This window comes from Paenirhizobium selenitireducens ATCC BAA-1503 (assembly GCF_000518785.1).
In the GTDB taxonomy this organism is placed as follows: Bacteria; Pseudomonadota; Alphaproteobacteria; order Rhizobiales; family Rhizobiaceae; genus Allorhizobium; species Allorhizobium selenitireducens.
This window is the reverse complement of record NZ_JAEG01000011.1, coordinates 1-22,792: the sequence shown is the minus strand read 5'-3', so window position 1 is coordinate 22,792 and position 22,792 is coordinate 1. Positions and strand designations below refer to the sequence as shown.

Sequence of the window (22,792 nt, the reverse complement as noted above, 5' to 3'; positions counted from 1 at the left end):
CTGATGGGTTTCCAGACGCTTCCGTCCAGTGACGACAAGGGCGACCGGCCGTGGTGGCTGGCCGCCCTCGTCCTGATCGGTCTGGTGCTTGCCGCCGTCATCGCCTTCAACGATCTCTATGCCCAGGTCTTCACGGTGGTCGGCAAGGGCGTGTTCGTCACCGTCTTCGTGACGCTTGTCGCCTTTTTTCTCGCGACGCTGCTCGGGCTCGGCATCGCCCTGCTCGGCCTGTCGAACAGTCTGGTGCTGCGCCAGACGGCGCGCTTCTATGTCGAGGTGATCCGCGGCATTCCGATCCTGGTCCTTCTCTTCTACATCGCGTTTGTCGGCGCACCGGCTTTCGTCGCGCTCTACAATCTGGCGATCTCGCCGCTCGTTTCGCTCGGCTGGCTCGAGCCAATGGTGGTGCGGGACCTCTCGCTGATGTGGCGGGCGATCATCGCGCTGATGATCGGCTATTCCTCCTTCATCGCCGAGATCTTCCGCGCCGGCTTCCAGTCGGTCGAGAAGGGTCAGATCGAGGCGGCGATGTCGCTTGGGCTCAACCGCTATCAACGTTTCCGGCTGATCGTCTTTCCCCAGGCGATCCGGGTGATCTTTCCGCCGCTGTCGAACGATTTCGTGGCGATGGTGAAGGATTCCTCGCTCGTCTCGGTGCTGGGTGTCGCCGACGTGACGCAGATGGCCAAGGTCTATGCGGCGGGCTCCTTTCGCTTCTTCGAGACCTATTCGATCGTCACCTATGTCTATCTGGTGCTGACCATCGGCCTGTCGCTGGTGCTCAGGCGCCTGGAGATGCGGATGCGCGAGCACGGCAGCGGTCGCCGATGACGGGTGAGGCCTGGGGATACGCCCCGTTTCGCCGGACGCTTCGCTTTTGGCAAAATCATTGCCGGGCGGGGGCAAAACTGCTATGAGGCCGGCCATGGGATCGAAATTCGGATGTCTCGCGCCTGATATCTTCGTGCTGCAGGACCACAAGCGTCTGCCGGCACGCTTTTTCGCGCGCGTCTCCGGGGCGCTCATTAGCTTGCTAGGCTAAGCGTCCGTCATCGGCGCCGCCCCCGCGGCGTCCTGCCCGCATTCCATTTTCAAAACTCAGACGGATCTTCAGCCATGAGCGCACCCCGGACCCTCTACGACAAGATTTTCGACGACCACCTGGTCGACCGCCAGGAAGACGGCACCTGTCTTCTCTACATCGACCGCCACCTCGTCCACGAAGTGACGAGCCCGCAGGCGTTCGAAGGCCTGCGCATGGCGCAGCGCACCGTGCATGCGCCGCAGAAGACGCTTGCCGTCGTCGACCACAACGTGCCGACCACGCTCGATCGCTACGAGGGTATCAAGAACGAGGAAAGCCGCATCCAGGTCGAGGCGCTGGCGACCAACGCCGCCGAATTCGGCGTGGAATACTATTCCGAGCATGACAAGCGCCAGGGCATCGTCCACATCGTCGGCCCCGAACAGGGCTTCACCCTGCCCGGCATGACGATCGTCTGCGGTGACAGCCACACCTCGACGCACGGCGCCTTCGGGGCGCTGGCGCACGGCATCGGCACGTCGGAAGTCGAGCACGTGCTCGCCACCCAGACGCTGATCCAGTCGAAGGCGAAGAACATGCTGGTGCGCGTCGACGGGAAGCTGCCGGACGGCGTCACCGCCAAGGACATCATTCTCGCCATCATCGGCGAGATCGGCACGGCCGGCGGCACCGGCCACGTTATCGAATTCGCCGGCGAGGCGATCCGTGCGCTCTCCATGGAAGGCCGCATGACGGTCTGCAACATGACGATCGAGGGCGGCGCCCGCGCCGGCCTGATCGCCCCGGACGAAAAGACCTTCGCATACATCAAGGACAAGCCGCGCGCGCCGAAGGGCGAGGCATGGGACCAGGCGGTCGCCTACTGGAAGACGCTGCACACCGACGAGGGCGCGCATTTCGACAAGGTCGTCGTGCTTGACGCCGCCAACCTGCCGCCGATCGTCTCCTGGGGTTCCTCGCCGGAAGACGTCGTGTCGATCGAGGGCGTCGTGCCGAACCCGGACGAGATCGCCGACGAGAACAAGCGGGTTTCGAAGTGGCGGGCGCTCGACTACATGGGCCTGAAGCCGGGCACGAAGATGACCGACATCGCCATCGACCGCGTGTTCATCGGCTCGTGCACCAATGGCCGCATCGAGGACCTGCGCGCTGCTGCGGCCGTCATCGAAGGCAAGACGGTTGCCTCGACCGTCTCGGCCATGGTCGTGCCGGGCTCGGGTCTGGTCAAGGAACAGGCGGAAGCCGAAGGCCTCGACAAGATCTTCAAGGATGCCGGCTTCGAATGGCGCGAGCCGGGCTGCTCGATGTGCCTCGCGATGAACGACGACCGGCTGAAGCCGGGCGAACGCTGCGCCTCGACCTCGAACCGCAACTTCGAAGGCCGCCAGGGTTACAAGGGCCGCACCCATCTGGTGTCGCCGGCCATGGCTGCGGCGGCTGCCGTCGCCGGCCACTTCGTCGACATCCGCGACTGGAAGTAAGCGCCGTTCGCGCCACAGCCTGAAACGACCAAGCCGCCGGCCTTCCTGCCGGCGGTTTTTTGTTGGGATTCCCGCTGGGAGATGCCGCGCGTCTGGGTGATTGCGCGCCTGGATCTGGATCCTCGGGTCAAGCCCGAGGATGACGGAGTGTGGGTTAGGCCGGAAACCAGCCTCAGACGTCGGTGCTCGGCGAATCAGATGGTCCCTTGCTTCGAGGAAAAGTCGTCGCCCAAGGGGAAGGGTCGTCATCCTCGGGCTTGACCCGAGGATCCATGCCACAGGCTGCGGCGCGATCCTCTCCTGCTGAGGTGCCCGAGCAAAGCGAGGGCCTCGAAGCATCCGGTTGCTGGCGCTGACGTTCACCCCACCCGCCCTCGCCCTTCGAGGGTCGCTGGCGCTCCCACCTCAGGGTGAGGGCTAACCGTCTTGTGGTCGCCTCGAAGTGAGAGCTACCGTTTTGTGCTCGCTTCTGGGGGAGGGTTAACCGAGTGCGGCTTGAGGGCTGACCGTGGGCCGCGTTTTCGACGTGCCGCGTGGAGGCTGCCCGCGTGATCGGTGATTGCAAAGCGCGGCAAAGTGGCTATCGTCCGGCCGTCACAAAACCGTCATAAAAGTTCCGCGACGATGCCCTCTCCCTTCCAAGCCGCCCTGCCCCGGCATCCTTCCCATCGACCGCAGGCGGTGCAGCGTTGAGTACGATCGCCGTCGGGCTGGCGCTGGTCGCGGCCATTCTGCATGCCAGCTGGAACGCCTTCCTGCGCAACGGCGCCGACCGGCTGTGGTCGGTCACGGTGATGAGCTTGGCCGGCACGCTGATCGCCCTGCCCTTCGTGCTCTACTTTCCGCTGCCGGGGGCAGACGCGTGGGTCTACATCCTCCTGTCGTCGCTGCTGCAGGTGGGCTACAGCCTGTTCCTCGTCGCCGCCTACCGGCATGGCGAACTGGGCCAGGTCTATCCGATCGTGCGCGGCACGGTGCCGCTGCTGGTGACGCTCGGCGGCTTCCTGTTCTTTGGCGAGATCCTCGGGCCCTTCCAGACGCTCGGCGTCGTGCTGGTGGCTGCCGGCATCATGAGCCTTTCGCTCGGCAAGGCGAGGGCGGGCAACGCCTCGCTGCTCTTTGCGCTCGCCACCGGGCTGATCATAGCCTGCTATTCAACGGTCGATTCCAAGGGCGTGCGGCTGGTGGCGCAGCCGGTGGCCTATGCCATGTGGGTGCTCTTCCTCTATGGCCTGCTGCTCACCGTGACCTATGCCGTGATCCGGCGCGGCCTCGTCATCGACATGCGCTCGCCGACGACCTGGAAGGCCTTCAGCGGCGGGGTGGTGGCGCTTGTGGCCTATGGGCTGGTGGTGGTCGCCTATTCCTTTGCGCCGGCGGGCCTTGTGACGGCGGTGCGCGAGACGAGCGTGGTCTTTGCCGTCCTCATCGGCGCCTTCTTCCTCGGCGAGCGACTGACGTTTCGCCGGCTTGCAGCCTGCGTCATCGTCGCTGTTGGCGCGATCTGCGTTAGCCTCTAGAGTGGCACCGCACCGTCGGTCCTGGTTGACGGTAACCCTTTGTTTCATGTGAATCATCGCCTGGGAGGCTGCCGCCATGCCGTCGAAACAGCAGTTTACCGGCGAGGCCGGGGGATTGCGTCTCCTCCTGCTCCGGCACGCCAAGTCGGCCTGGCCGGAGGGTGTCGCCGACGAACAACGCCCGCTCAACGGGCGGGGCCGGACTGCAGCCCAACAGATAGGCGATTATCTCACCGAGGCGAAGCTGATCCCGGACCTCGCCCTCGTCTCCACGGCGCGTCGCACGCAGGAAACCTGGGCGCTGGTGCGCGAGCGACTGCCGCTGAAACCCGAGATGCGCGGGCTCGCCGAGCTCTATGCCGCAAGCCCCGGGCAGATCCTTGACGTGTTGCAGGCGGTCGAACCGGCCGCCAGAACGGTGCTGATCCTTGCCCACAATCCGGGCATGCAGGATCTGGCCCTGGCGCTGACGGGCGGCGGCGATGCGGCTTCGCGGGAAAGCATGGCGGCGAAATATCCGACCGCCGGGCTGGCGGTCATCGATTTTCCGGCGGCGCAGTGGGGCGATGTCGGCCGGGGCATGGGGCGGCTCGAACGCTTCGTCACGCCAAAGGCGCTGTAATAGCGGCTCAACGCCTGAGCAGCAGTCCCTTCATCAGGGAACTGTCATTGTGGAAGGCGAGAACGAGATCCATCTCGGCCGGCGTGCAGGCGACGAGCAGCTTCAGCTCGGTGTCCCGTTTCAGCAGATCGACGGTCGCGACCGCGCCGACGACGCGCAAGCCGGCCAGCGAGCCACGCCAGACATCGACACCTGCGCCGTCGATCGCGGTCGTGCCTTCGAGGTAACCGTAGTCGAGCGGGTAGACCAGGGCCGGATAGCGCGGATGGGCCGAATGCTTCGGCCGGTCTATGACCAGTCGGGCGCCAGCGAGCAGTTCATCCATGGCGCGCCAGAAGGCGGCATCCGCAGGCTCGTCCATCAGAGCACCGTGAGCACGGTCTGGTCAGTCAGGTATGGCAGGAGCCGGCGCATGTCGGTGGGCGAAAGCGCCACGCAGCCCTCGGTCGGCGCATAGTCTGCCCGGGCAATGTGGAAGAAGATCGCCGAGCCGCAGCCGCGACGCCGCGAACGGACGTTCCAGTCCATGACGATGCAGACGTCGTAGAGCCGGTCCTTGCGCATGAGTGTCTCATGACTGGCGGCAAAGGGGGCGGAGACCGGGCGGTTGTAGGCGGGGTGGCCCGGCGCGTCGCACCAGAGCATGTCTTTCCGGATGCGCTGCATGGGTAGGCCGGTCGCCACGGCGCCCATGCGGTCGCCGCGGCGATAGGCGGAGATCAGCCGCATCGGGGCGCGCGGCGTCGCGCCGTCGCCCTCGCGCTTGAAGCTGGTGATGCCGGAACGGCCGATTGCGGCGCGCAGGCGCAGCGGCCCGTATTGCAGGATCGCCTCGGTCGCCTTGCCCGGCGCCCGGCGCACGACGATTTGGCCGTGCTTCCTGTGGGATTTGTCGGTTGTTTTTCGCAAGTGGGTCACGAGATTTTGCTTTGCCTGTGAAGTTCGGTGTATTCATAGCACTTCGAACCGGCGCGCCAAGACGAGCGGCACGAACGAAAACAGGAAGATCTCATGACAGTGCGGACCATTCTCCTGGTGGATGACGACAACGACCTGCGCGAGACGCTGGTCGAGCAGCTGTCGCTCTACGAGGAATTCACGCTCACCGAGGCTGACAGCGCGGCAAAGGGCCTGCAGGCGGCGCGCAGCGGCCAGGTGGACCTGTTGATCATGGATGTCGGGCTTCCCGACATGGATGGGCGCGAGGCGGTCAAGCTGCTGCGCAAGGGCGGCTTCAAGGCACCGGTGATCATGCTGACCGGCCACGATACCGATTCGGACACGATTCTCGGGCTGGAAGCCGGCGCCAACGACTATGTCACGAAGCCCTTCCGCTTCGCCGTGCTGCTCGCCCGCATCCGCGCGCAGCTGCGTCAGCACGAGCAGAGCGAGGACGCGACTTTCGGCGTCGGGCCCTATCTGTTCAAGCCGAGCCAGAAGCTCCTGACCACGGAAGACGGAAAGAAGATCCGGCTGACCGAGAAGGAAGCGGCGATCATCCGCTATCTCTATCGCGCCGGGCAGAAGGTGGTGACGCGCGACGTGCTGCTGGAAGAGGTCTGGGGCTATAATTCCGGGGTCACCACCCACACGCTCGAGACCCATGTCTATCGCCTGCGCCAGAAGATCGAGCGCGATCCGTCCAATGCCGAGATCCTGGTCACCGAAAACGGCGGCTACAAGATCATTCCCTGATTTCCGGAGTCCCTCCATGGCGCTTGCCGACGACATCGACCTTCTGGCCAAGGTGCCCCTGTTTGCCGGGCTTTCGCCCGACCAGCTGCGGCTGATCGCGTTTGGCGCCGAGCACCGGCCCGTGGGCAAGGGCCAGGCGCTGTTTCGCGAGAAGTCGCCGGCCGAATGCGCCTATGTCGTCACACGGGGTGCGTTCGAGCTTTCGACGCTGGCGCGCGGCGGCAAGGCCAAGGTCGAGGGCGTGGCTGGACCAGGCGTGATGCTGTCCGAGCTGGCGCTGGTCACCATGGTCGAGCGCAAGTATACGGCGGTGGCGCTGGAGGACGGCGACGTGATCCGCATCACGCGGGCGCTGTTCCACCGGCTGCTCGAGGAATATCCGGACATGGCCGTGGTGGTCGAGGGCCGCATCCGCGCGGCGATCGGCAGCCTGATCGACGGTGCAGCCGCGATGGCCAGCCGTTTCGAATAGGATCTGGCCTCTTTCCTTAGAGCGAGAAGCGGGCGGTGACCGGCACGTGGTCCGACGGACGTTCCCAGCCGCGCGCGTCCTTGAGGATCTCGATGGCGCGCAGGTGTTCGGTCAGGTCCGGCGAGGACCAGACATGGTCGAGGCGGCGGCCGCGGTCGGCGGCGGCCCAGTCCTTGGCGCGATAGCTCCACCAGGTATAGAGCTTCTGGTCGGCCGGCACGTGATGGCGCATCAGGTCGACCCAGCCGCCCTCGCGCATGACGTCCAGCAGGCCTTCGGTCTCGACCGGCGTATGGCTGATGATCTTCAGCATCTGCTTGTGCGACCAGACGTCGTTTTCCAGCGGCGCGATGTTGAGGTCGCCGACCAGGATGGCCGAGACGCCGGGTTCGGCGCCGGCCTTCAGGTCGCGCATCTCGCGGATGAAATCGAGCTTGTGGCCGAATTTTGGATTGATCGTGCGGTCCGGCTCGTCGCCGCCGGCCGGCACGTAGAAGTTATGGATGCGGATGCGTCGGCCGCCCCATTCGAAGATCGCCGAGATGTGGCGCGAATCGCCGACGCCGCAATAGTCCTGGCGATGGTCCTCGGTCAGGGGGAAGCGCGAGGCGATGGCCACGCCGTGATAGCCCTTCTGGCCGTGCAGGATGATGTTGTCGTAGCCGAGCGCCCTCAGCGCATCGGCCGGGAACTCGTCGTTCTGGCACTTGATCTCCTGCAGGCAGAGGATGTCCGGCCTCACGCTCTTCAGGAAATCCTCGACCAGCGGCAGGCGCAGCCTGACCGAGTTGATGTTCCAGGTGGTGATCGAAAGGTCCATGCCGTCTGCTCCCGCTTTCCTGCAGGCTTAGGCAATTTCCCGGGGCCTGAACAGCCAAAGGGCGCCACTGCTGTCAGCGGGGCGCCCTTTCTCCACAGGGGAGGCTTCTATCAGCGCTTCTGGCCGTGCACGTCGGCGTAGGGGATCTCGAAGACGCTCGGGTCGAGCTGGACGCCGTTCTGGACGTTGAAGATCATCACGGAGGTGTCCTTGGCCTGGACGTCGGTGATCGTCCACTGGCGCAGGTCGAAGGTTTTCGGATCGAACATCAGGGTGATCGTCGAATCGCCGAAGATGGTCCTGTCGCCGAGCACGATCGTCGTCAGGTCGGCCTCCTGCTTGACGTCGCGCACCATCTTGTTGCCGAGGTCGATCTTTTCCGACAGGAGCAGGCTGAGCGGCGTCTTCGACAGCGGATAGAGATCCCAGGTCTTCAGCTTCACATTGCCGATGACGACATTCTTGCCGTCGGCGATGACGCGCATCGGCGAGGGCTTGTCATAGTTGAAGCGCAGCTTGCCGGGGCGCTGGATGAAGAACTTGCCGCCGGTCTGTTCGCCGCGCGGGCCGAACTGGACGAATTCGCCCATCATCGTCTTCACCGAGGAGAAATGGTCGGCGATCTTCTGCGCCGCGACGGGATCGGCCGCGGCCATGGCTGCCTGGGGCAGGGCTGCGAGCGCGAGGCCGGCAGCGGCGCCAGCAACGAACCGGCGGCGCGTGGTGGACGCCGGAAGGCCCGCCAGGCGTTCGATAGTGTGTTCAGTCATCCGGAACTCCTTCATATGGTGCCCTGCATCGCCGAAGAAGACGGCGTCTTCATGGCCGAGCGGGCGAAACGCGGTGCGGCCATCGGGCGCGTCACGAAAGGCAACGCCCGGCGGGCCGCTTGGTTCACCGCTCGATGATGTCGGCTTCGGTCGGCACGAGGATCTCGCGCTTGCCGGCATGGTTCGCCGCACTGATGATCCCTTCCTTCTCCATGCGTTCGATCAGCGAGGCGGCACGGTTGTAGCCGATGCCGAGACGGCGCTGGACGTAGGAGGTCGAGGCCTTGCCGTCGCGCAGCACGATGGCCACGGCCTGGTCGTAAGGGTCTTCCGAGTCGGAGAGGTTGGACGTGCCGACGGGGCCGCCGCCGTCCTCGTCGTCATCCTCGTCGACGGTGATCGCTTCCAGATATTGGGGCGATCCTTGCGTTTTCAAGTAGGCGACGATCTCCTCCACCTCGGTGTCGGAGACGAAGGGGCCGTGGACACGCTGGATGCGGCCGCCGCCGGCCATGTAGAGCATGTCGCCCATGCCGAGCAGCTGTTCGGCGCCCTGCTCGCCGAGAATGGTGCGGCTGTCGATCTTGGACGTGACCTGGAAGGAGATGCGGGTCGGGAAGTTGGCCTTGATCGTGCCGGTGATGACGTCGACCGAGGGACGCTGGGTCGCCATGATGACGTGGATGCCGGCGGCGCGGGCCATCTGGGCCAGCCGCTGCACGGCGCCTTCGATGTCCTTGCCGGCGACCATCATCAGGTCGGCCATTTCGTCGATGATGACGACGATATAGGGGATCGGCTGGAGGTCGAATTCCTCCGTCTCGTAGATCGCCTCGCCTGTCTGGCGGTCGAAGCCGGTCTGCACGGTGCGGGTGAGGATCTCGCCCTTGGCCAGCGCCTGCTCGACGCGGCTGTTGAAGCCATCAATGTTGCGTACACCGATCTTCGACATCTTCTTGTAGCGCTCTTCCATCTCGCGCACGGTCCACTTCAGCGCGACGACGGCCTTCTTCGGGTCGGTGACGACCGGCGACAAGAGGTGGGGGATGCCGTCATAGACGGAGAGTTCGAGCATTTTCGGGTCGATCATGATCAGCCGGCATTTCTCCGGCGACAGCCGGTAGAGCAGCGACAGGATCATGGTGTTGATGGCGACCGACTTGCCCGAACCGGTGGTGCCGGCGACGAGCAGGTGCGGCATCTTGGCGAGGTCGGCGATGACAGGCTCGCCGCCGATGGTTTTGCCGAGCGCCATGGCGAGCTTGGCCTTGTTGCCGTCGAAGTCGCGGCTGCCGATCAGTTCGCGCAGATAGACGGTCTCGCGCGTCTGGTTCGGCAGTTCGATGCCGATGGCGTTGCGGCCGGGCACGACGGCGACGCGGGCGGCGATCGCGCTCATCGAGCGGGCGATGTCGTCGGCAAGGCCGATGACGCGCGACGATTTGATGCCGGGCGCCGGCTCCAGTTCGTAGAGCGTGACGACGGGGCCGGGACGGACCTGGATGATCTCGCCCTTGACGCCGAAATCCTCCAGCACGCCTTCCAGCATGCGGGCATTCTGTTCCAGCGCGTCGGCCGAGAGGGTGGCGTCGCGCGCGATCGCCTTGGGTTCGGTCAGCAGGTGGACCGAGGGGAGCTGGAAGCCGTCGGGCTTCAGCAGCATGCCCTGGGCATCGCGCTCGACGCGTGCGCCGGGCTTCGGACGCGCAGCGGGTGCGACCACCCGCGGCGAGGCGGCAGCGCGGGGCGAGGCGGTGACCGGCTGAGGCGTCCAGTCGCCGTCGTCGGGCAGGATGCCGGCGGGGCGGGGCATGCCGTCGAGGTCGAAGGGCTGGTCGTCGTCGAAGTCGTCGTCCAGATCGCCGGTGATCGGCGGCGGCGAGACGACATGGCGGGAAGGCGGGGCGACCCGCGATGCGGCAAAGGGTGCCGCGTCGAGCGAGGGCTCGCGGCGTTCGAGCGCGGTCGGGACTTTCGGCCGCACCGGCTCGTTCAGCGTGCCGAACTCGTCCTCGTTGAAATCATAGGGCTGTTCGAAGCGGCGGCTGCGCTCCTTCGGCTTCAGGCCGAGTAGGCGGCGGGCGCGGGCTCTGAGCGTATACCAGTTGTGGGCGAAGGCGCCCAGCGCAAGGGCGATCGGGCCCTCGCGGTCGTCCTCTTCGTCGTCCTCCACCGGACGGGCTGCGGGCTTGCGACGCTCGGCCGGGGCGATCTCGTCCGCATCGCCGTCGACGATGTCGCGGCCGATCAGGCCGGAGGCGAACAACAGCAGCCAGGCGGCCGGCAGGGCGAGCAGCGCTCCCAGCACCATGGAGAAGGTGCCGGTGGGATAGGAGCCGATGAACAGGCCGGGGAAACGCAGGATCATGTCGCCGAAAACCCCGCCGATGCCGTTGGGGATCGGCCAGGTGGTGGGCGGCGGGAAGCAGCCGACCACCGCCGAGGCGACGATCGAGCCGACGGCCCAGGCGCCGAGGCGCGCGGGAATACGCGACAGCGGACGCCCGGTGATCAGCGCCAGCGACCAGGCGAGCACCGGCAGCAGCGCCAGCAGGCTGGAAAGACCAAAGAACTGCAGCATGATGTCGGAAAAGACCGCGCCGCCATAGCCGAGAATGTTGGTCGGTTCGTTGGCGGTAGCGTAGGAGAGGCTCGGATCGGCGACGTTCCAGCTGGCGAGCGCCGCGACCGCCAGCACGAGCCCGAGGAAAAGCGCGAAGCCGAGCAACGCCAGCAATTGGCGGACCACGAACGCGCTGAGCGCGAAGCGGCTGGACTGTTCCTCCATCGCGGCCGAATTGCCTCTGTTCATCTGTCTGCCCATCCGTGTGCCTGCATGCTGCCCGAAGTCGGCCGGACGCGCGGGTGCGCCCGACCATGGCTCTTCGGCACAGTACATGCGCGAGGGTTAATGGCCCATTAACCATGGCGCCCAGCGAGCAGGCTGGCGCGAGGCATAAAAAAACCCGGACCGTGAGGTCCGGGCAAGTACGGCACACCTTTCGGCGGCCGCAACGGGTGGAGGTGCCGCGCCGGCGAACCGGCGCGGCAAAGGGCTTAGGAGTGGTAGGCTGCTTCGCCGTGCGAGGCGAGGTCGAGACCTTCGCGCTCGGCTTCGACCGGAACGCGCAGGCCGACGATCACGTCGACGATCTTGTAGAGGATCGCCGAGCCGACGCCCGACCAGACCAGGGTGACGAGAACGCCCTTGAACTGGTTGAAGACCTGGGTGGCGGTGCCGGCGTAGGTAGCAGCGAAGTCGGCGGTCGAGTAGTCGACAATGCCTGCGCCACCGAGCGCCGGATTGACGAATACGCCGGTCAGGAGAGCACCGATGATGCCGCCGATGCAGTGAACGCCGAAAACGTCGGCGGTGTCGTCATAGCCGAACTTGTTCTTCACCGTGGAGACGAAGAAGTAGCAGGCCGGCGAGACGATCAGGCCCATGACGATCGCGCCCATCGGGCCGACGAAGCCGGCGGCAGGGGTGATGACGACGAGGCCGGCGACGGCGCCCGATGCGGCACCCAGCATCGATGCCTTGCCACGGGTGAAGGTCTCGATGATGGCCCAGGAGACGATCGCGGCGGCGGTGGCGACGAAGGTGTTGATCATGGCGAGAGCGGCATAGCCGTTCGATTCCAGGTTGGAACCGGCGTTGAAGCCGAACCAGCCGACCCACAGCAAGGAAGCGCCGACCATGGTGAGCGTCATCGAGTGCGGAGCCATCATGTCCTTGCCGTAACCGGTGCGCTTGCCGACCATGAGGGCGCCGACCAGACCAGCGATGCCTGCATTGATGTGAACGACGGTGCCGCCGGCGAAGTCGATCGCGCCGAAGCCGAAGATCAGGCCAGCCGGGTCAGCATAGGCGCTCGGACCACCCCAGAACCAGACCATGTGCGCGATCGGGAAGTAGATGAAGGTGAGCCACAGGATGGTGAAGAGAATCACGGCGGAGAACTTCACGCGCTCGGCGAAGGCGCCGATGATGAGGCCGGGGGTGATGGCTGCAAAGGTCATCTGGAAGATGACGAATGTCAGTTCCGGAATGACGACGCCCTTCGAGAAGGTCTCAACAGTCGTCGAGGTCGTGACGCCAGCGAGGAAGAGCTTGGAAAAGCCGCCGAAATAGGCGTTCATCCCGCCGCCGGCGGTGAAGGAGACGGTGTAGCCATAGGTCACCCACAAGAGCATGGCGACGGCCGCGATCATCATCACCTGCATGGCGACCGAGAGCATGTTCTTGCTGCGGACGAGGCCGCCGTAGAACAGGGCAAGGCCCGGGACAGTCATCAACAAGACCAGGGCCGACGAGATCAGCATCCAGGTGGTGTCGCCCTTGTCCGGAACCGGAACAGCGGCAACAGCTTCGGCAGCGGCCGGGGCGGCTTCCTGCGCGAAGGCGACGACCGGCGCCAGCAACGCTGCCGACGCGGCGCCAAGGCGCGCGAAATGTGAATTCAACTTAGAAAGTGACATCAGTAACAACTCCCCTAACAGCCGTTCTTACAGAGCTTCAGAATTGGTTTCGCCGGTGCGGATGCGCACGGCCTGGTCGATCGAGTAGACAAAGATCTTGCCGTCGCCGATCTGGCCGGTCTTGGCCGACGCGGCGATCGCCTCGACGGCCTTGTCCGCGAGCTCGGACGAGACGGCGATCTCGATCTTCAATTTCGGCAGAAAGCTCACCGCGTATTCGGTGCCGCGATAGATTTCGGTGTGCCCCTTCTGGCGGCCGTAACCCTTCACTTCAGTCACGGTCAGGCCCTGAATGCCAACAGCTGTGAGGGCTTCACGCACCTCATCCAGCTTGAACGGCTTGATGATGGCCATCACAATCTTCATCTGTTTCCCATCCTTTGCTTGTCCTCGGCCCCGAGCCGACTCTCCTGCCGCTGGCCAGAGAATGGCCGGGCGACTGGTGAGTTACATTCAAAGTATGTGCCAGTTTGAAGTGGTCGAATAAGTTATTGAAATCTAAAGACTATAGGATGCCGCTCTAATAAACGGGCATTTGATTGGCGCATAAGCGCATAAAAAATAGGCAAAATAGTCAAAATGTTCAAGTTTTAGGCGTCTGCCCTTTTGCGGATCAGCCCTTCCTGGGCGACCGAGGCGATAAGGGTGCCGTCGCGGCCATAGATGCTGCCGCGGGTCATGCCGCGGGCCCCCGACGCGCTCGGGCTGTCCTGGGTATAGAGCAGCCAGTCGTCGAGTTTCGAGGGGCGGTGGAACCACATGGCGTGGTCGAGGCTGGCGGGCTGGATTTCCGGATTGAAGATCGATGTCCCGTGGGGATAGAGCGAGGTATCGAGCAGCGTCATGTCGGACAGATAGGCCAGAACCGCCGACTGGTAGTGGTGATCGTCGGGAACCGGGCCGGTGGTGCGAACCCAGATATGGGCGTTGGGCTCGAGCTTCTCGTCGGTGATGTAGTGGGTGAGCGATACCGGCCGGATCTCGATCGGGCGTTCGCGGCCCCAGTAGCGCTTTACCGTGTCGGGAGCCTGGGCGAGGAAGACCTCGCGGAATTCGCTCTCGCCCATCAGTTCCTCGGGCTGCGGCACCTTCGGGATCGTCATCTGGTGGTCGTATCCCGGCTCATCGATCTGGAAGGAACAGGACATGGCGAAGATGGTCTTGCCGTGCTGGACGGCGGCGACGCGGCGAGTGGTGAAGCTCGAGCCGTCGCGGGTGCGCTCGACCTGGAAGACGATCGGCACCGAGGGGTCGCCGGGACGGACGAAATAGGCGTGCAGGGAGTGGACGCGCCGGTCGCTTTCGACGCAGCGCTGCGCCGCCATCAGCGCCTGGGCAATCACCTGGCCGCCGAAAACCCGCTGCCAGCCGTTCTGCGGGCTCATGCCGCGAAACAGGTTCTCCTCAAGCTTCTCGACGTTCAGCGTCTCGATCAGCCGATCCATGGTGCTCGGTTTTTCGCTCGATTTCGACATGATTGCACGGCTCCGCCTGTAGGAACTAGTTCAAGGCTGATCTATATAGGAGCAAGGATATGCACAAGGGCAAAGGAAGTTCGCCATGCTGGATTTGCTGATCGTCGGTGGTGGCTATGTCGGCCTGTCGGTCGCCGTTGCAGTCAAGCAGGCAGCGCCGCATCTCAGCGTCGAGGTGATCGAGGCGGCACCGGAAAATGCCTGGAAGAAGGATCCGCGCGCCTCGGCGATCATCGCCGCGGCGACCAAGATGCTGGAGGTTTTTGGCATCTGGGACCGCATCGAACCCGAAGCGCAGCCGATCACGAAGATGATCGTCACCGATTCGAAGACTTCCGATCCGGTTCGCCCGGTCTTCCTCACCTTCGACGGTGCGGTCGAGGAGGGTCGCCCCTTCGCCCACATGATCCCCAATGTCGCCATGGTCGGCGCGCTGCGCGAGGTCTGCGAGGCGTCGGGCATCCGGATCCGCCACGGCGTGCGGGCGACGGGGTTCAAGAACATCGGGCCGGCGGCCGAGCTGGCACTGTCCGACGGCAGCGTTCTGTCGACGCGCCTGGTCGTCGCCTGCGACGGCGTGCGCTCGAAGCTGCGCGACATGGCGGGTATCAAGACGGTCACCTGGGACTACGGCCAGTCGGGCATCGTCACCACGGTCGAGCACGAGCGGCCGCACGAGGGCTGCGCCGAGGAGCATTTCCTTCCCTCCGGCCCCTTCGCCATCCTGCCGCTCAAGGGCAACCGCTCGTCGCTGGTGTGGACCGAGCGCACGGCGGATGCCGACCGGCTGGTGGCCTCGGACGACCTGGTCTTCGAAGAGGAACTGGAACGTCGCTTCGGCCACAAGCTGGGTCCGATCCGCGCGACCGGCGATCGGCGCGCCTTTCCGCTCGGCCTGACGCTGGCGCGCGCCTTCGTCGCGCCGCGCATCGCGCTCACCGGCGACGCGGCGCACGGCATTCATCCGATCTCCGGCCAAGGCCTCAATCTCGGCTTCAAGGACGTCGCGGCGCTGGCCGAAACGATCGTCGAGGCCGACCGGCTGGGGCTCGACATCGGCGACCTCAATGTCCTGGAGCGTTACCAGACCTGGCGGCGCTTCGACACGTTCCGCATGGGCGTGACCACCGACGTGCTGAACCGGCTGTTCTCCAACGATTTTACGCCGCTCCGGGTGATGCGCGACGTCGGCCTCGGCCTGGTCGACCGGCTGCCGGGGCTGAAGTCCTATTTCATCCGCGAGGCGGCGGGCACCGGCGACGGCGGCCGACCGAAGCTTCTGGCCGGCGAGACGATCTGAGCGACGGTGCTGTGATGCCCCTCATCGGCCTGGCGGCACCTTCTTCCCGTTCTGACCAAGGTAATCGCATATGGGATGCCTGTGGCGGCTCCGGCCTCCCTCTTCTCCCCAGCGGGGAGAAGTGCCGAGCGTATGCGAGGCGATGAGGGGGCTGCCCGGCACACCTTGTGCGCTTCGCGCCCCCCCTCATCCGGCCCTGCGGGCCACCTTCTCCCCGCGGGGGAGAAGAGGGGGCCTGCTTCGGGCGCTGCTCAAAATCCATATGCGATTGCCCCGGCGTTCTGACGGGGAGAATGCACAAGTGGCGCCACTTTGCCCGCCGCTGGACGCGCTACTCCTCGATCTTGCGGGCTTCCGACACCAGCATGATGGGAATGCCGTCGCGGATCGGGTAGGCGAGACGGGCGCGTTCGGAGATCAGTTCGTTGCGCTCCCGGTCGTAGCTCAGCCGACCTTGCGTCAGCGGACAGACGAGCAGTTCCAGAAGCTTGACGTCGACCTTGCTCATCCGCGCGTCCATGCCGGGGCCCTTCCTATTGGAGCCGCGTGTCAGCGTCGCCGAAGGAGCGGGCGAGCACGATCTCGGTGATGGCGACCAGCGTCTCGGCGCGGGCCTTGAGGTCGGGGGCTTCCAGCAGGGCCTGTTTTTCCGCCGGGCCGAAGGGCGACATCATCGACAGGGAATTGACCAGGGTGAGGTTGCTGGCGCGCTCCACGCTCTCCCAGTCGGCCTCGAGCTTGTTGGCGTCGAGATAGGCGCGGAAGGCGGCCAGCAGGCCGGGGCGGTCGACGCTCGCCTCTTCCTCCGGCCCGCCCTTGAGGTCGGTCATGAAGGGGGCGATGTGGAAGCTGCGATAGGGCTTGGTGCTGGCCACTTCCTCGAGCAGGCGGAAACGGCAGACGCCGCCGAGCGAGGTGATGTAGCGGCCGTCGCCGGTTTCGGTAAGCGAGGTGATGCGGCCGATGCAGCCGACCTGACAGAGCGCCGGGCGCTCGGGCAGGATGTCGCCGGTCAGGCCTTCGGTGAGCGAGGGCTGGATCATGCCGATCAGCCTGTTACCGGCCATGGCCGCGTCGAACAGGGCAAGATAGCGCGGCTCGAAGACGTTGAGCGGCAGCTGGCCGCCGGGCAGGAGCAGAACGCCGGCGATGGGAAACACCGGCAATATCTCCGGCAGGTCGTTTGCGGTCAGATATCTGGCATTGCCGACTTGCATGGAAACCCCACTCCTGCACGGCCCGAAACGGGCCGTCGCATGTCTTTCTAATGTGGTTCACCGCGCTCGAAACTCAAGGGCGCAGGCGCCTTCGAGCGTCACGAAAACAGGATCGACGACAGCTTGCGGCGCGCCATGATGGTTGCCGGGTCCTTCGGCCCCCAGGCTTCGAAGAATTCGAGCAGCTGGCGGCGCGCGCCGTCGTCGTCGAAGGTGCGGTCGCGTTTCATCACCAGCAGCAGATGCTCGGCGGCCTCTTCCCGCTTGCCGCTGACATTGAGGATCTTGGCGAGCTTCAGTCGCGCTTCGTGGTCGTCCGGGTTGAGCGCCAGCGCATGCTCGAGCGCGGTCGGATCGCCGAGCTTGCGAGCCTCTTCCATCTGCTCGATCTTCTTCGAGACCGCCTGGATCTCGGGGGTCTTCTGGTGTTCGTCCGGCATGCCGGTGACAAGCTCGCGGGCACGCTCGTGCTGGCCGGCGGCGAGCATGCATTCGCCCATGCCGGCGGCGGCCTTGGCATTGTCCGGATCGGCCTGCAGCACGGCGCCGTAGAGCTGGGCGGCTCCCTGCAGATCGCCGCTCGACAAAAGGGTCGCGGCTTCCGCCAGCACGGCTTCGATCTCGGCCGCCTCGTCGGCACCGGCGGGGCCTGCAACCTTGTCGATGAATTGGCGGATCTGGCTTTCCGGAACGGCGCCCATGAAGCCATCGACCGGACGGCCGTTGACGAAGGCGACGACGGCCGGGATCGACTGAATGCCGAGCTGGCCGGGGATGGACGGATGGTCATCGATGTTGAGCTTGACCAGCTTGACCCGGCCCTTCTCCTCGGCGACCACCTTCTCGATCACCGGCGCGAGCTGCTTGCAGGGACCGCACCAGGGCGCCCAGAAATCGACCAGGACCGGCTGGTTGCGCGATTCCTCCAGCACGTCCTTGGCAAAGCCCGCTGTCGTGGTGTCCTTGACGAGCGCGACAGGGGCTGCAGGCGTGGCCGGGGCTCCGCCGAAATGCGCCTGGGCCGTCATCTGGCCGCCGTAGCCGCCATAGGGATTGCTGTTGTCGCTCATCGATCGTCTCCCGCATCTTCAGGCCGCAACGGGCCAATTTTCCGCTTAAGATCGTATGTCAGGCCGTGACTTTCAAGACAAGCGGCGTGTGGCCTGTCGCGTCGAGAAAGCGCAGGAGGTCATCGCGGCCTATCGAGGTGGTCGCGTCGTTCGACAGCGGGTGGCCGTTGATGACGTCATGCTCCATCAGGTCCTTGTCGAGCACGAAGGTGACGTTGTGGCCGGTGTCGTTGATCGCGCCGAACACGGTGACGGAGCCGGGGATGACGCCGAGATATTCCATCAGCTTTTCCGGCTTGCCGAAGGAGACCTTGCTGGCCGCGCCGATCAGCGTGTGCACGGTCTTCAGGTCGACCACCGCATTCTCCTCGACGGTCAGCAGGAAGAACTGGTCCTTCTTGTCCTTGACGAACAGGTTCTTGGTATGGCCGCCCGGGATCTCGTCGCGCAGTGCCACCGATTCGGCCACCGTGAAGACCGGTTCGTGGTGCTTCGTCTCATGCTTGATGTGGAGTTCGTCGAGCATGCGGTAGAGGTCTTCGGCGGTCTTCGGCTCAGTGGTCATCAACGCTCTCTTCTGCGGATCGGGGCTGGGGGCGGGCGGGACGAACGCCCTTGCCGGGGAGTGATACGTCCGGGCTTCGGCCTTGGCAATCGGCGAGATTTCGCGAAAGCCCGCGTTTCATGGGCTTTGGTGCGACGGGGGTGGGTTTCGCAATTTTTTCTCGGAAAATTCGTCATTTCCCTGTTGCATTTGAAAAGTTGTTGGGCCATATAGCGCCCGTCGCCGCAACAAACGGACGACCCCCGATCCACTGTCTACCCCCGGATCGAGGTTATGAGCGGGTGTAGCTCAGGGGTAGAGCACAACCTTGCCAAGGTTGGGGTCGGGCGTTCGAATCGCCTCACCCGCTCCAGTTTCCCCAGACCTTCAAAGCCTCGGTTCGCCGGGGTTTTTGTGTTTTTCGCCGTGGTGGAAATCGCGAGGCGTGGAAGAGGTCAAAGAGGGCGCGGTTACCGCAGGGTTACAAGGTTGCGGACTCGAGGCGATATGAAGTCGCAGCATCGAAGTAGTGAACTACGATATCAGATGTAGGCATCATGGTTCCGCTTTGCGTCAATAGCGAACATCGCAATTGCATGTGCTATTCCTCTGCGGATTACGACCGGTGGAGTAGCTTGGATGTTGATGTGCACTGAGAGCTGACCCAGGTTTTAATCATCCCCTGAGTTGTTTCAGCGGGCAATCGGGAGTGATCGCCTCAATTGTGGCCTAGCGCCAAACCATATTCGCGAACCCCGAGAACAATATGGTCCCGCTGAAGGTCGGTGAGAACACGAACCACGATTGCATCCTGCGATTGACTGAGCAAGTATTGTGTCGGTTTGCGTCTGTGGGGGAATTCGATGATCGACGAAAATGCCACCATTGGAGAGCTGGTGAAATCAGGCTCTCTGCTTAACCGTGAGAAGTACGTCAGAAGTGTTCTATCGAACTGCTATCTTCAGTATCAGAAGCGGAAGTGGCCAATGAACAAGATCCTCGTACGGATCGGGCGTGTTGGAGATGGCAAGGCTCCGAACTATAGGATCGAACTGGTGACGGATGGGATAGCGACGCCAGAACAGTTCGCGGAACACATGAGCGACCAAGTACATCACGCAGCTGTCGACAACGCAGTAGAGTTCAACGGGTTGGGACACAAGTCGCGAGCATATGGCTTCGACAAAGAGACCTGGAGCAAATCGACACAGACCATTGCATCCCTTGAAGACCTAAGGGACCAACTTATGAAGAGAAGCGGAATTCGGTAGAAAATACTACCAAAATCGGCCTAGGTATCCGAATTAAGAGAGAAGTTTCAGCCAAACTTCCGGGTGATCACGCGAGGAAAAGCTCCGCCTGCGAACCGTCCTTCGGGCTTCGTCCGGACGGCGCCAGAAGCAAACTCAGTTTCATCGAAGGGACCCGCTCGGGAGTTTCAAGGCAGGGCAGCCACAAATAGACCCAAAGTGTTTTGGGCCGATTTGCTGCCTCTTCATCGGACGCATCGCTTGCCGTATGCTCCGCTGAGAACTGATGTCGGGCATCATCTGATGAAAATCATATTCAAATACTTCTCCGAGAGTGTTGTTGAGCACGTATTTGTTCGTGCCGGTCACATCGGTATCAAGTGCTCCCTGCCAGAAGAATACAACGACCCATTTGAACTATTTCTCGGAATCGACCTCGATCAAGGGTCCGAATTGTTGGCGACATATAGCGATGTTGTCCATGAAATCCCGTCGCAATTGACCACCTGCTTTTCAAAGTCGCCAGTTGTGTCCCCGATGTGGGCACACTACGGAAACAATCATAAAGGATTCGTCGTTGGATTTGATGTTTCCCACCTTGAAAAGCTTTTCCCGGAACTCCTGATCCGCGACATTTCGTATCTAGATCGCCCGAGTGAGGCGCTAATCTCATTTGCAGAAATGGCCGCACACCGTAAGAAACCAAGAGATGCCATGGCTCTGCGACGGGCAGTCCTGTACCACGGCTATTTTTCGAAGTACTCGGAATGGAGCTATGAGCAAGAGGTGCGGGCCGTCAATCTTGAGGATTATGTTGAAGATGTCAGTGGCAGCAAGATCCTCTACATCCCGATACAATGTGTTGCAGCGATAATCTCAGGAGCAAAGTCTTCCGTGCAAACGAAAGAATTTCTTCAGAAGGCTGCATATGAGCTTGATGCTGACTTCTACATCGAAAACATAGGTCGGAGCTACCCAACGCCTTACTTATTGAATGACATTGGGAAGCCCAGTGTGTTTTCAGATGGAGAGATAGCTCGTCCCGTCGGGGTATGCGGAGAATGCTCGGAGCCGCTAAGAGCGGAGGGAGATTTGTGTCCGTGGTGTTCAATCGATCAAACGCATCGGGCCACAGCCGCCGCGAACAACCCATTTAGAATACTTGATCATTTTGGGTTGCTTGAGCAGTATATAGAGAAATATCCAAATGGGCCACGGAAGCCTTACAAAAAGACCGATCACCGGCGGCATTTGCGAAGACCAACATGATCAGCGGACTTGAGCTCAAGCTGCATTTCGCACCAATGGCAGCAATGGGCCGGAAACGGACTACGCGCCATCCTCCGCCCGCTTTATCAAGCCGCACGCGTCTACACCAATCGCGTGGCATACAGTCACAAACTCTGCCACATCTAGTCTTCGCTCGCCGAGTTCGAATTTCGACACGAAGGTCTGACGCTGGCCAAGTCTCTTACCTAGTTCGACCTGGGTAACGCCCGCATCCTTGCGAGCCTGCACCAGCAGTTCGATCGTACGTCTGTAGAGGTCTGAACGGATGGAAGACACGGGGTGCGCCAGTCGATGAACCAGCACTTCAATAGGACCCGAATTCAGAGTACCCCAAATCGGGGTATTTCCTATACTGCCTCCGACACGCGATTCGGGGGCAGGCATGAAGCATCAGTATGTCGGGGACATAAACGACTACCGGAAGTACGCGTTGATACGCGCCTTATCAGCGGGCGGCGCGATCCGTATCGGCGTGTGCTGGATGTTGACCCCAGATGATGGCGGGGTGGATGGAGGCAAGCTGGCTTACCTGAAGCAGCCCGAGCGTCACCGTCCCTTGGATCCGGAATTGTTCGACATCCTTGAGCACGCCGCCTCCACACCTGAACGCCGCCGGTTGGCGACAATAGAGGAAAGTGGGGCCATTCCGGGGGCAGTCTACCACAACGACCAGCTTCCTGATGACCTCGCCGCACGGCGCGTTTTCATGAGCAGGTGCGCCAATGCGTTTCGCGAAGTCGATCTGCTCTTCTTCGATCCGGACAACGGCCTGGAGGTCTCGCTGCCTAAGGGGCGCAAGAACTCTTCTAAATATCTCTATTTGGACGAGGTGGCCGCGTTTTATGGCGCGGGGAAGTCCCTCCTTATTTACCAGCACTTCCCGAGGGTCGAGCGGACGGTGTTCCTGGCCCGGTGTGCTGAGCGCCTGCGGGCCGTAGCGCCCGGTGCGGGGCTATGGGCATTCTCCACTGCCCACGTCGTCTTCTTCCTGCTTGTTCGCCCTAGCAGCGGCCCTCGCTTGGCAAACGCCGCAAACACTGTCTGTGGGCGGTGGGGTCCAAATTTCATCGCCGGGCAGTTCCTGGGTTAGAGATCGTCGACCCATAATTGACGCTGATTTTCACTCGTGTTTTTTAAAAAGCTTTTTTGTCTGAATAGGATAGCTCAAATGAAGAAGGCTGCTTCGGCCACTGTTCTGCTCGCCACGGCATGTCTCGCCTCGTGCGCGCCCGTCGAAACCAAGACCCGTTTGATGAGCCCGGCCAGCAGCCGGATACGCTCTGCCGGCCCCGGCGACGTCGTGATGTCGTTCCAGTCCCGCAAGGCCCTACCGAATATCGTTGGCGGCGCGGACATCTGGGGTCGGACCACCAATGCCGGCGGTACGACTGTGCGCTTCGTTGGAACACGTTGACCTTGCCCCCAAGTTTTATCCAGTTTTGAGTTCGCTCCGGCGGTTTTGTGTTGCTGTATTAGGGGCGGTAGCGGCGGGTTGCGGTGCGGCGCCGTTCCGGCTGCGCAGTACCGCATCACGTCGCGGGTTGATGGTCTGAGCAAACTCGGCTGGTGTGAGCCAGCCGAGGCCGGAGTGTGGTCGATGATCGTTGTAGTCGTTGCACCAGGTTGAGAGCGTTGATCGGGCCTGGTTCAAGGACGAGAAGAGCGTCTCGTTCAGGAGCTCATCCCGCAGTCTGCCATTGAAGCTTTCGATGAAGGCGTTCTGGATCGGCTTGCCCGGC

General features: G+C 63.2%; 24 protein-coding genes, 1 tRNA gene and 1 pseudogene. 12 read left to right on the top strand and 14 right to left on the bottom strand.

The annotated features are described in order from the left end of the window. Positions 1 to 3: 3 nt before the first annotated feature. The 4 genes from L867_RS0115940 to L867_RS0115925 all read left to right on the top strand — a co-directional run bounded on the left by L867_RS0115940 (position 4) and on the right by L867_RS0115925 (position 4,668). A complete protein-coding gene (locus L867_RS0115940) occupies positions 4 to 831 on the top strand; it encodes an amino acid ABC transporter permease (RefSeq protein ID WP_028737800.1) in 828 nt (275 codons plus the stop codon). A gap of 285 nt (positions 832 to 1,116) precedes the next feature. Further along, positions 1,117 to 2,526 carry a 3-isopropylmalate dehydratase large subunit gene (leuC, locus tag L867_RS0115935; protein WP_028737799.1) on the top strand — a complete coding sequence of 470 codons (1,410 nt, stop codon included), beginning with the start codon at positions 1,117 to 1,119 and terminating at the stop codon, positions 2,524 to 2,526. Positions 2,527 to 3,215: 689 nt separating this feature from the next. Next, entirely contained in the window at positions 3,216 to 4,046 is an 831-nt protein-coding gene (locus L867_RS0115930; protein ID WP_028737798.1) for a DMT family transporter, read from the top strand. Positions 4,047 to 4,122: 76 nt separating this feature from the next. Continuing rightward, positions 4,123 to 4,668, top strand: coding sequence for a SixA phosphatase family protein (locus tag L867_RS0115925; RefSeq protein ID WP_051439038.1), 546 nt, complete (start codon positions 4,123 to 4,125; stop codon positions 4,666 to 4,668). 7 nt (positions 4,669 to 4,675) lie between these two features. Here L867_RS0115925 and L867_RS0115920 read toward each other — a convergent pair whose 3' ends face one another. Together L867_RS0115920 and L867_RS0115915 are read right to left on the bottom strand one after the other, a co-directional pair. Further along, positions 4,676 to 5,029 (bottom strand): inorganic pyrophosphatase, encoded by a 354-nt coding sequence (locus tag L867_RS0115920; RefSeq protein WP_028737796.1) that lies wholly within the window; start codon positions 5,027 to 5,029, stop codon positions 4,676 to 4,678. Then, a complete protein-coding gene (locus L867_RS0115915; protein WP_084638592.1) occupies positions 5,029 to 5,577 on the bottom strand; it encodes a L,D-transpeptidase family protein in 549 nt (182 codons plus the stop codon). Before L867_RS0115915 ends, L867_RS0115920 begins: the two co-directional genes overlap by 1 nt. Before the next feature lie 102 nt (positions 5,578 to 5,679). Here L867_RS0115915 and L867_RS0115910 point away from each other — a divergent pair, with 102 nt between their 5' ends. Both L867_RS0115910 and L867_RS0115905 read left to right on the top strand, forming a co-directional pair. Then, complete coding sequence (locus L867_RS0115910) at positions 5,680 to 6,363, top strand: response regulator transcription factor (protein WP_028737794.1); 684 nt, start codon at positions 5,680 to 5,682, stop codon at positions 6,361 to 6,363. A gap of 16 nt (positions 6,364 to 6,379) precedes the next feature. Further along, a complete protein-coding gene (locus L867_RS0115905; RefSeq protein ID WP_028737793.1) occupies positions 6,380 to 6,835 on the top strand; it encodes a Crp/Fnr family transcriptional regulator in 456 nt (151 codons plus the stop codon). 16 nt (positions 6,836 to 6,851) lie between these two features. Here the strand turns inward: L867_RS0115905 and L867_RS0115900 are convergent, their stop codons facing one another. The 6 genes from L867_RS0115900 to tesB form a co-directional block, all read right to left on the bottom strand. Continuing rightward, complete coding sequence (locus L867_RS0115900; protein ID WP_028737792.1) at positions 6,852 to 7,655, bottom strand: exodeoxyribonuclease III; 804 nt, start codon at positions 7,653 to 7,655, stop codon at positions 6,852 to 6,854. A gap of 110 nt (positions 7,656 to 7,765) precedes the next feature. Beyond that, entirely contained in the window at positions 7,766 to 8,440 is a 675-nt protein-coding gene (locus L867_RS0115895; RefSeq protein WP_028737791.1) for an outer membrane lipoprotein carrier protein LolA, read from the bottom strand. Positions 8,441 to 8,549: 109 nt separating this feature from the next. Next, on the bottom strand, positions 8,550 to 11,237 hold the full coding sequence (locus tag L867_RS0115885; protein ID WP_028737790.1) for an FtsK/SpoIIIE family DNA translocase: 2,688 nt from the start codon (positions 11,235 to 11,237) through the stop codon (positions 8,550 to 8,552). Between the two features lie 245 nt (positions 11,238 to 11,482). Beyond that, positions 11,483 to 12,907 (bottom strand): ammonium transporter, encoded by a 1,425-nt coding sequence (locus L867_RS0115880; RefSeq protein WP_028737789.1) that lies wholly within the window; start codon positions 12,905 to 12,907, stop codon positions 11,483 to 11,485. 27 nt (positions 12,908 to 12,934) lie between these two features. Beyond that, complete coding sequence (locus L867_RS0115875; RefSeq protein ID WP_028737788.1) at positions 12,935 to 13,273, bottom strand: P-II family nitrogen regulator; 339 nt, start codon at positions 13,271 to 13,273, stop codon at positions 12,935 to 12,937. A 224-nt stretch (positions 13,274 to 13,497) separates the two neighbouring features. Then, positions 13,498 to 14,382 (bottom strand): acyl-CoA thioesterase II, encoded by an 885-nt coding sequence (tesB, locus tag L867_RS0115870; protein WP_028737787.1) that lies wholly within the window; start codon positions 14,380 to 14,382, stop codon positions 13,498 to 13,500. Positions 14,383 to 14,464: 82 nt separating this feature from the next. Between tesB and L867_RS0115865 the strand changes: the two are divergent. Beyond that, positions 14,465 to 15,682, top strand: a pseudogene (locus L867_RS0115865) (ubiquinone biosynthesis hydroxylase); the annotation flags it as partial. 331 nt (positions 15,683 to 16,013) lie between these two features. Here L867_RS0115865 and L867_RS0115860 read toward each other — a convergent pair. The 4 genes from L867_RS0115860 to L867_RS0115845 form a co-directional block, all read right to left on the bottom strand. Continuing rightward, complete coding sequence (locus tag L867_RS0115860; RefSeq protein ID WP_028737785.1) at positions 16,014 to 16,202, bottom strand: Trm112 family protein; 189 nt, start codon at positions 16,200 to 16,202, stop codon at positions 16,014 to 16,016. Positions 16,203 to 16,215: 13 nt separating this feature from the next. Next, on the bottom strand, positions 16,216 to 16,899 hold the full coding sequence (locus L867_RS0115855) for an LON peptidase substrate-binding domain-containing protein (protein WP_028737784.1): 684 nt from the start codon (positions 16,897 to 16,899) through the stop codon (positions 16,216 to 16,218). A 98-nt stretch (positions 16,900 to 16,997) separates the two neighbouring features. Continuing rightward, on the bottom strand, positions 16,998 to 17,969 hold the full coding sequence (gene trxA, locus L867_RS0115850; protein WP_028737783.1) for a thioredoxin: 972 nt from the start codon (positions 17,967 to 17,969) through the stop codon (positions 16,998 to 17,000). A 58-nt stretch (positions 17,970 to 18,027) separates the two neighbouring features. Continuing rightward, positions 18,028 to 18,534 carry a prolyl-tRNA synthetase associated domain-containing protein gene (locus L867_RS0115845; RefSeq protein WP_028737782.1) on the bottom strand — a complete coding sequence of 169 codons (507 nt, stop codon included), beginning with the start codon at positions 18,532 to 18,534 and terminating at the stop codon, positions 18,028 to 18,030. A 277-nt stretch (positions 18,535 to 18,811) separates the two neighbouring features. Here L867_RS0115845 and L867_RS0115840 point away from each other — a divergent pair. The 3 genes from L867_RS0115840 to L867_RS27000 all read left to right on the top strand — a co-directional run bounded on the left by L867_RS0115840 (position 18,812) and on the right by L867_RS27000 (position 21,032). Beyond that, a tRNA-Gly gene (locus L867_RS0115840) sits at positions 18,812 to 18,886 on the top strand. 490 nt (positions 18,887 to 19,376) lie between these two features. After that, positions 19,377 to 19,784, top strand: coding sequence for a hypothetical protein (locus L867_RS0115835; protein ID WP_028737781.1), 408 nt, complete (start codon positions 19,377 to 19,379; stop codon positions 19,782 to 19,784). 282 nt (positions 19,785 to 20,066) lie between these two features. After that, the gene (locus tag L867_RS27000; RefSeq protein WP_084638591.1) at positions 20,067 to 21,032 is read left to right on the top strand and encodes a DUF2971 domain-containing protein; all 966 of its coding nucleotides are present in this window, start codon (positions 20,067 to 20,069) and stop codon (positions 21,030 to 21,032) included. A 60-nt stretch (positions 21,033 to 21,092) separates the two neighbouring features. On the opposite strand, the gene L867_RS0115830 is transcribed toward L867_RS27000, so the two are convergent. Further along, positions 21,093 to 21,437, bottom strand: coding sequence for a helix-turn-helix domain-containing protein (locus L867_RS0115830; protein ID WP_210163646.1), 345 nt, complete (start codon positions 21,435 to 21,437; stop codon positions 21,093 to 21,095). On the opposite strand from L867_RS0115830, the gene L867_RS0115825 reads away from it, so the two are divergent. Beyond that, the gene (locus L867_RS0115825; protein ID WP_028737779.1) at positions 21,436 to 22,143 is read left to right on the top strand and encodes a hypothetical protein; all 708 of its coding nucleotides are present in this window, start codon (positions 21,436 to 21,438) and stop codon (positions 22,141 to 22,143) included. The two genes, L867_RS0115830 and L867_RS0115825, sit on opposite strands and share 2 nt — an antisense overlap. A 78-nt stretch (positions 22,144 to 22,221) precedes the next feature. Beyond that, entirely contained in the window at positions 22,222 to 22,467 is a 246-nt protein-coding gene (locus L867_RS27470; RefSeq protein WP_156951573.1) for a hypothetical protein, read from the top strand. 15 nt (positions 22,468 to 22,482) lie between these two features. Here the strand turns inward: L867_RS27470 and L867_RS26995 are convergent. Then, positions 22,483 to 22,792: integrase core domain-containing protein (locus L867_RS26995; RefSeq protein WP_156951572.1), on the bottom strand; the 310-nt coding region annotated here is incomplete at its 5' end.

Excerpts from the sequence above, each read along its gene's own strand:
- L867_RS0115940 (WP_028737800.1), top strand. The coding sequence starts at position 4 with ATGGGTTTCCAGACGCTTCCGTCCAGTGACGACAAGGGCGACCGGCCG.
- leuC (WP_028737799.1), top strand. The coding sequence starts at position 1,117 with ATGAGCGCACCCCGGACCCTCTACGACAAGATTTTCGACGACCACCTG.
- L867_RS0115925 (WP_051439038.1), top strand. The coding sequence starts at position 4,123 with ATGCCGTCGAAACAGCAGTTTACCGGCGAGGCCGGGGGATTGCGTCTC.
- L867_RS0115920 (WP_028737796.1), bottom strand. The coding sequence starts at position 5,029 with ATGGACGAGCCTGCGGATGCCGCCTTCTGGCGCGCCATGGATGAACTG.
- L867_RS0115910 (WP_028737794.1), top strand. The coding sequence starts at position 5,680 with ATGACAGTGCGGACCATTCTCCTGGTGGATGACGACAACGACCTGCGC.
- L867_RS0115905 (WP_028737793.1), top strand. The coding sequence starts at position 6,380 with ATGGCGCTTGCCGACGACATCGACCTTCTGGCCAAGGTGCCCCTGTTT.
- L867_RS0115900 (WP_028737792.1), bottom strand. The coding sequence starts at position 7,655 with ATGGACCTTTCGATCACCACCTGGAACATCAACTCGGTCAGGCTGCGC.
- L867_RS0115895 (WP_028737791.1), bottom strand. The coding sequence starts at position 8,440 with ATGAAGGAGTTCCGGATGACTGAACACACTATCGAACGCCTGGCGGGC.
- L867_RS0115885 (WP_028737790.1), bottom strand. The coding sequence starts at position 11,237 with ATGAACAGAGGCAATTCGGCCGCGATGGAGGAACAGTCCAGCCGCTTC.
- L867_RS0115880 (WP_028737789.1), bottom strand. The coding sequence starts at position 12,907 with ATGTCACTTTCTAAGTTGAATTCACATTTCGCGCGCCTTGGCGCCGCG.
- L867_RS0115875 (WP_028737788.1), bottom strand. The coding sequence starts at position 13,273 with ATGAAGATTGTGATGGCCATCATCAAGCCGTTCAAGCTGGATGAGGTG.
- tesB (WP_028737787.1), bottom strand. The coding sequence starts at position 14,382 with ATGTCGAAATCGAGCGAAAAACCGAGCACCATGGATCGGCTGATCGAG.
- L867_RS0115860 (WP_028737785.1), bottom strand. The coding sequence starts at position 16,202 with ATGGACGCGCGGATGAGCAAGGTCGACGTCAAGCTTCTGGAACTGCTC.
- L867_RS0115855 (WP_028737784.1), bottom strand. The coding sequence starts at position 16,899 with ATGCAAGTCGGCAATGCCAGATATCTGACCGCAAACGACCTGCCGGAG.
- trxA (WP_028737783.1), bottom strand. The coding sequence starts at position 17,969 with ATGAGCGACAACAGCAATCCCTATGGCGGCTACGGCGGCCAGATGACG.
- L867_RS0115845 (WP_028737782.1), bottom strand. The coding sequence starts at position 18,534 with ATGACCACTGAGCCGAAGACCGCCGAAGACCTCTACCGCATGCTCGAC.
- L867_RS0115835 (WP_028737781.1), top strand. The coding sequence starts at position 19,377 with ATGATCGACGAAAATGCCACCATTGGAGAGCTGGTGAAATCAGGCTCT.
- L867_RS27000 (WP_084638591.1), top strand. The coding sequence starts at position 20,067 with ATGAAAATCATATTCAAATACTTCTCCGAGAGTGTTGTTGAGCACGTA.
- L867_RS0115825 (WP_028737779.1), top strand. The coding sequence starts at position 21,436 with ATGAAGCATCAGTATGTCGGGGACATAAACGACTACCGGAAGTACGCG.
- L867_RS0115830 (WP_210163646.1), bottom strand. The coding sequence starts at position 21,437 with ATGCCTGCCCCCGAATCGCGTGTCGGAGGCAGTATAGGAAATACCCCG.
- L867_RS27470 (WP_156951573.1), top strand. The coding sequence starts at position 22,222 with ATGAAGAAGGCTGCTTCGGCCACTGTTCTGCTCGCCACGGCATGTCTC.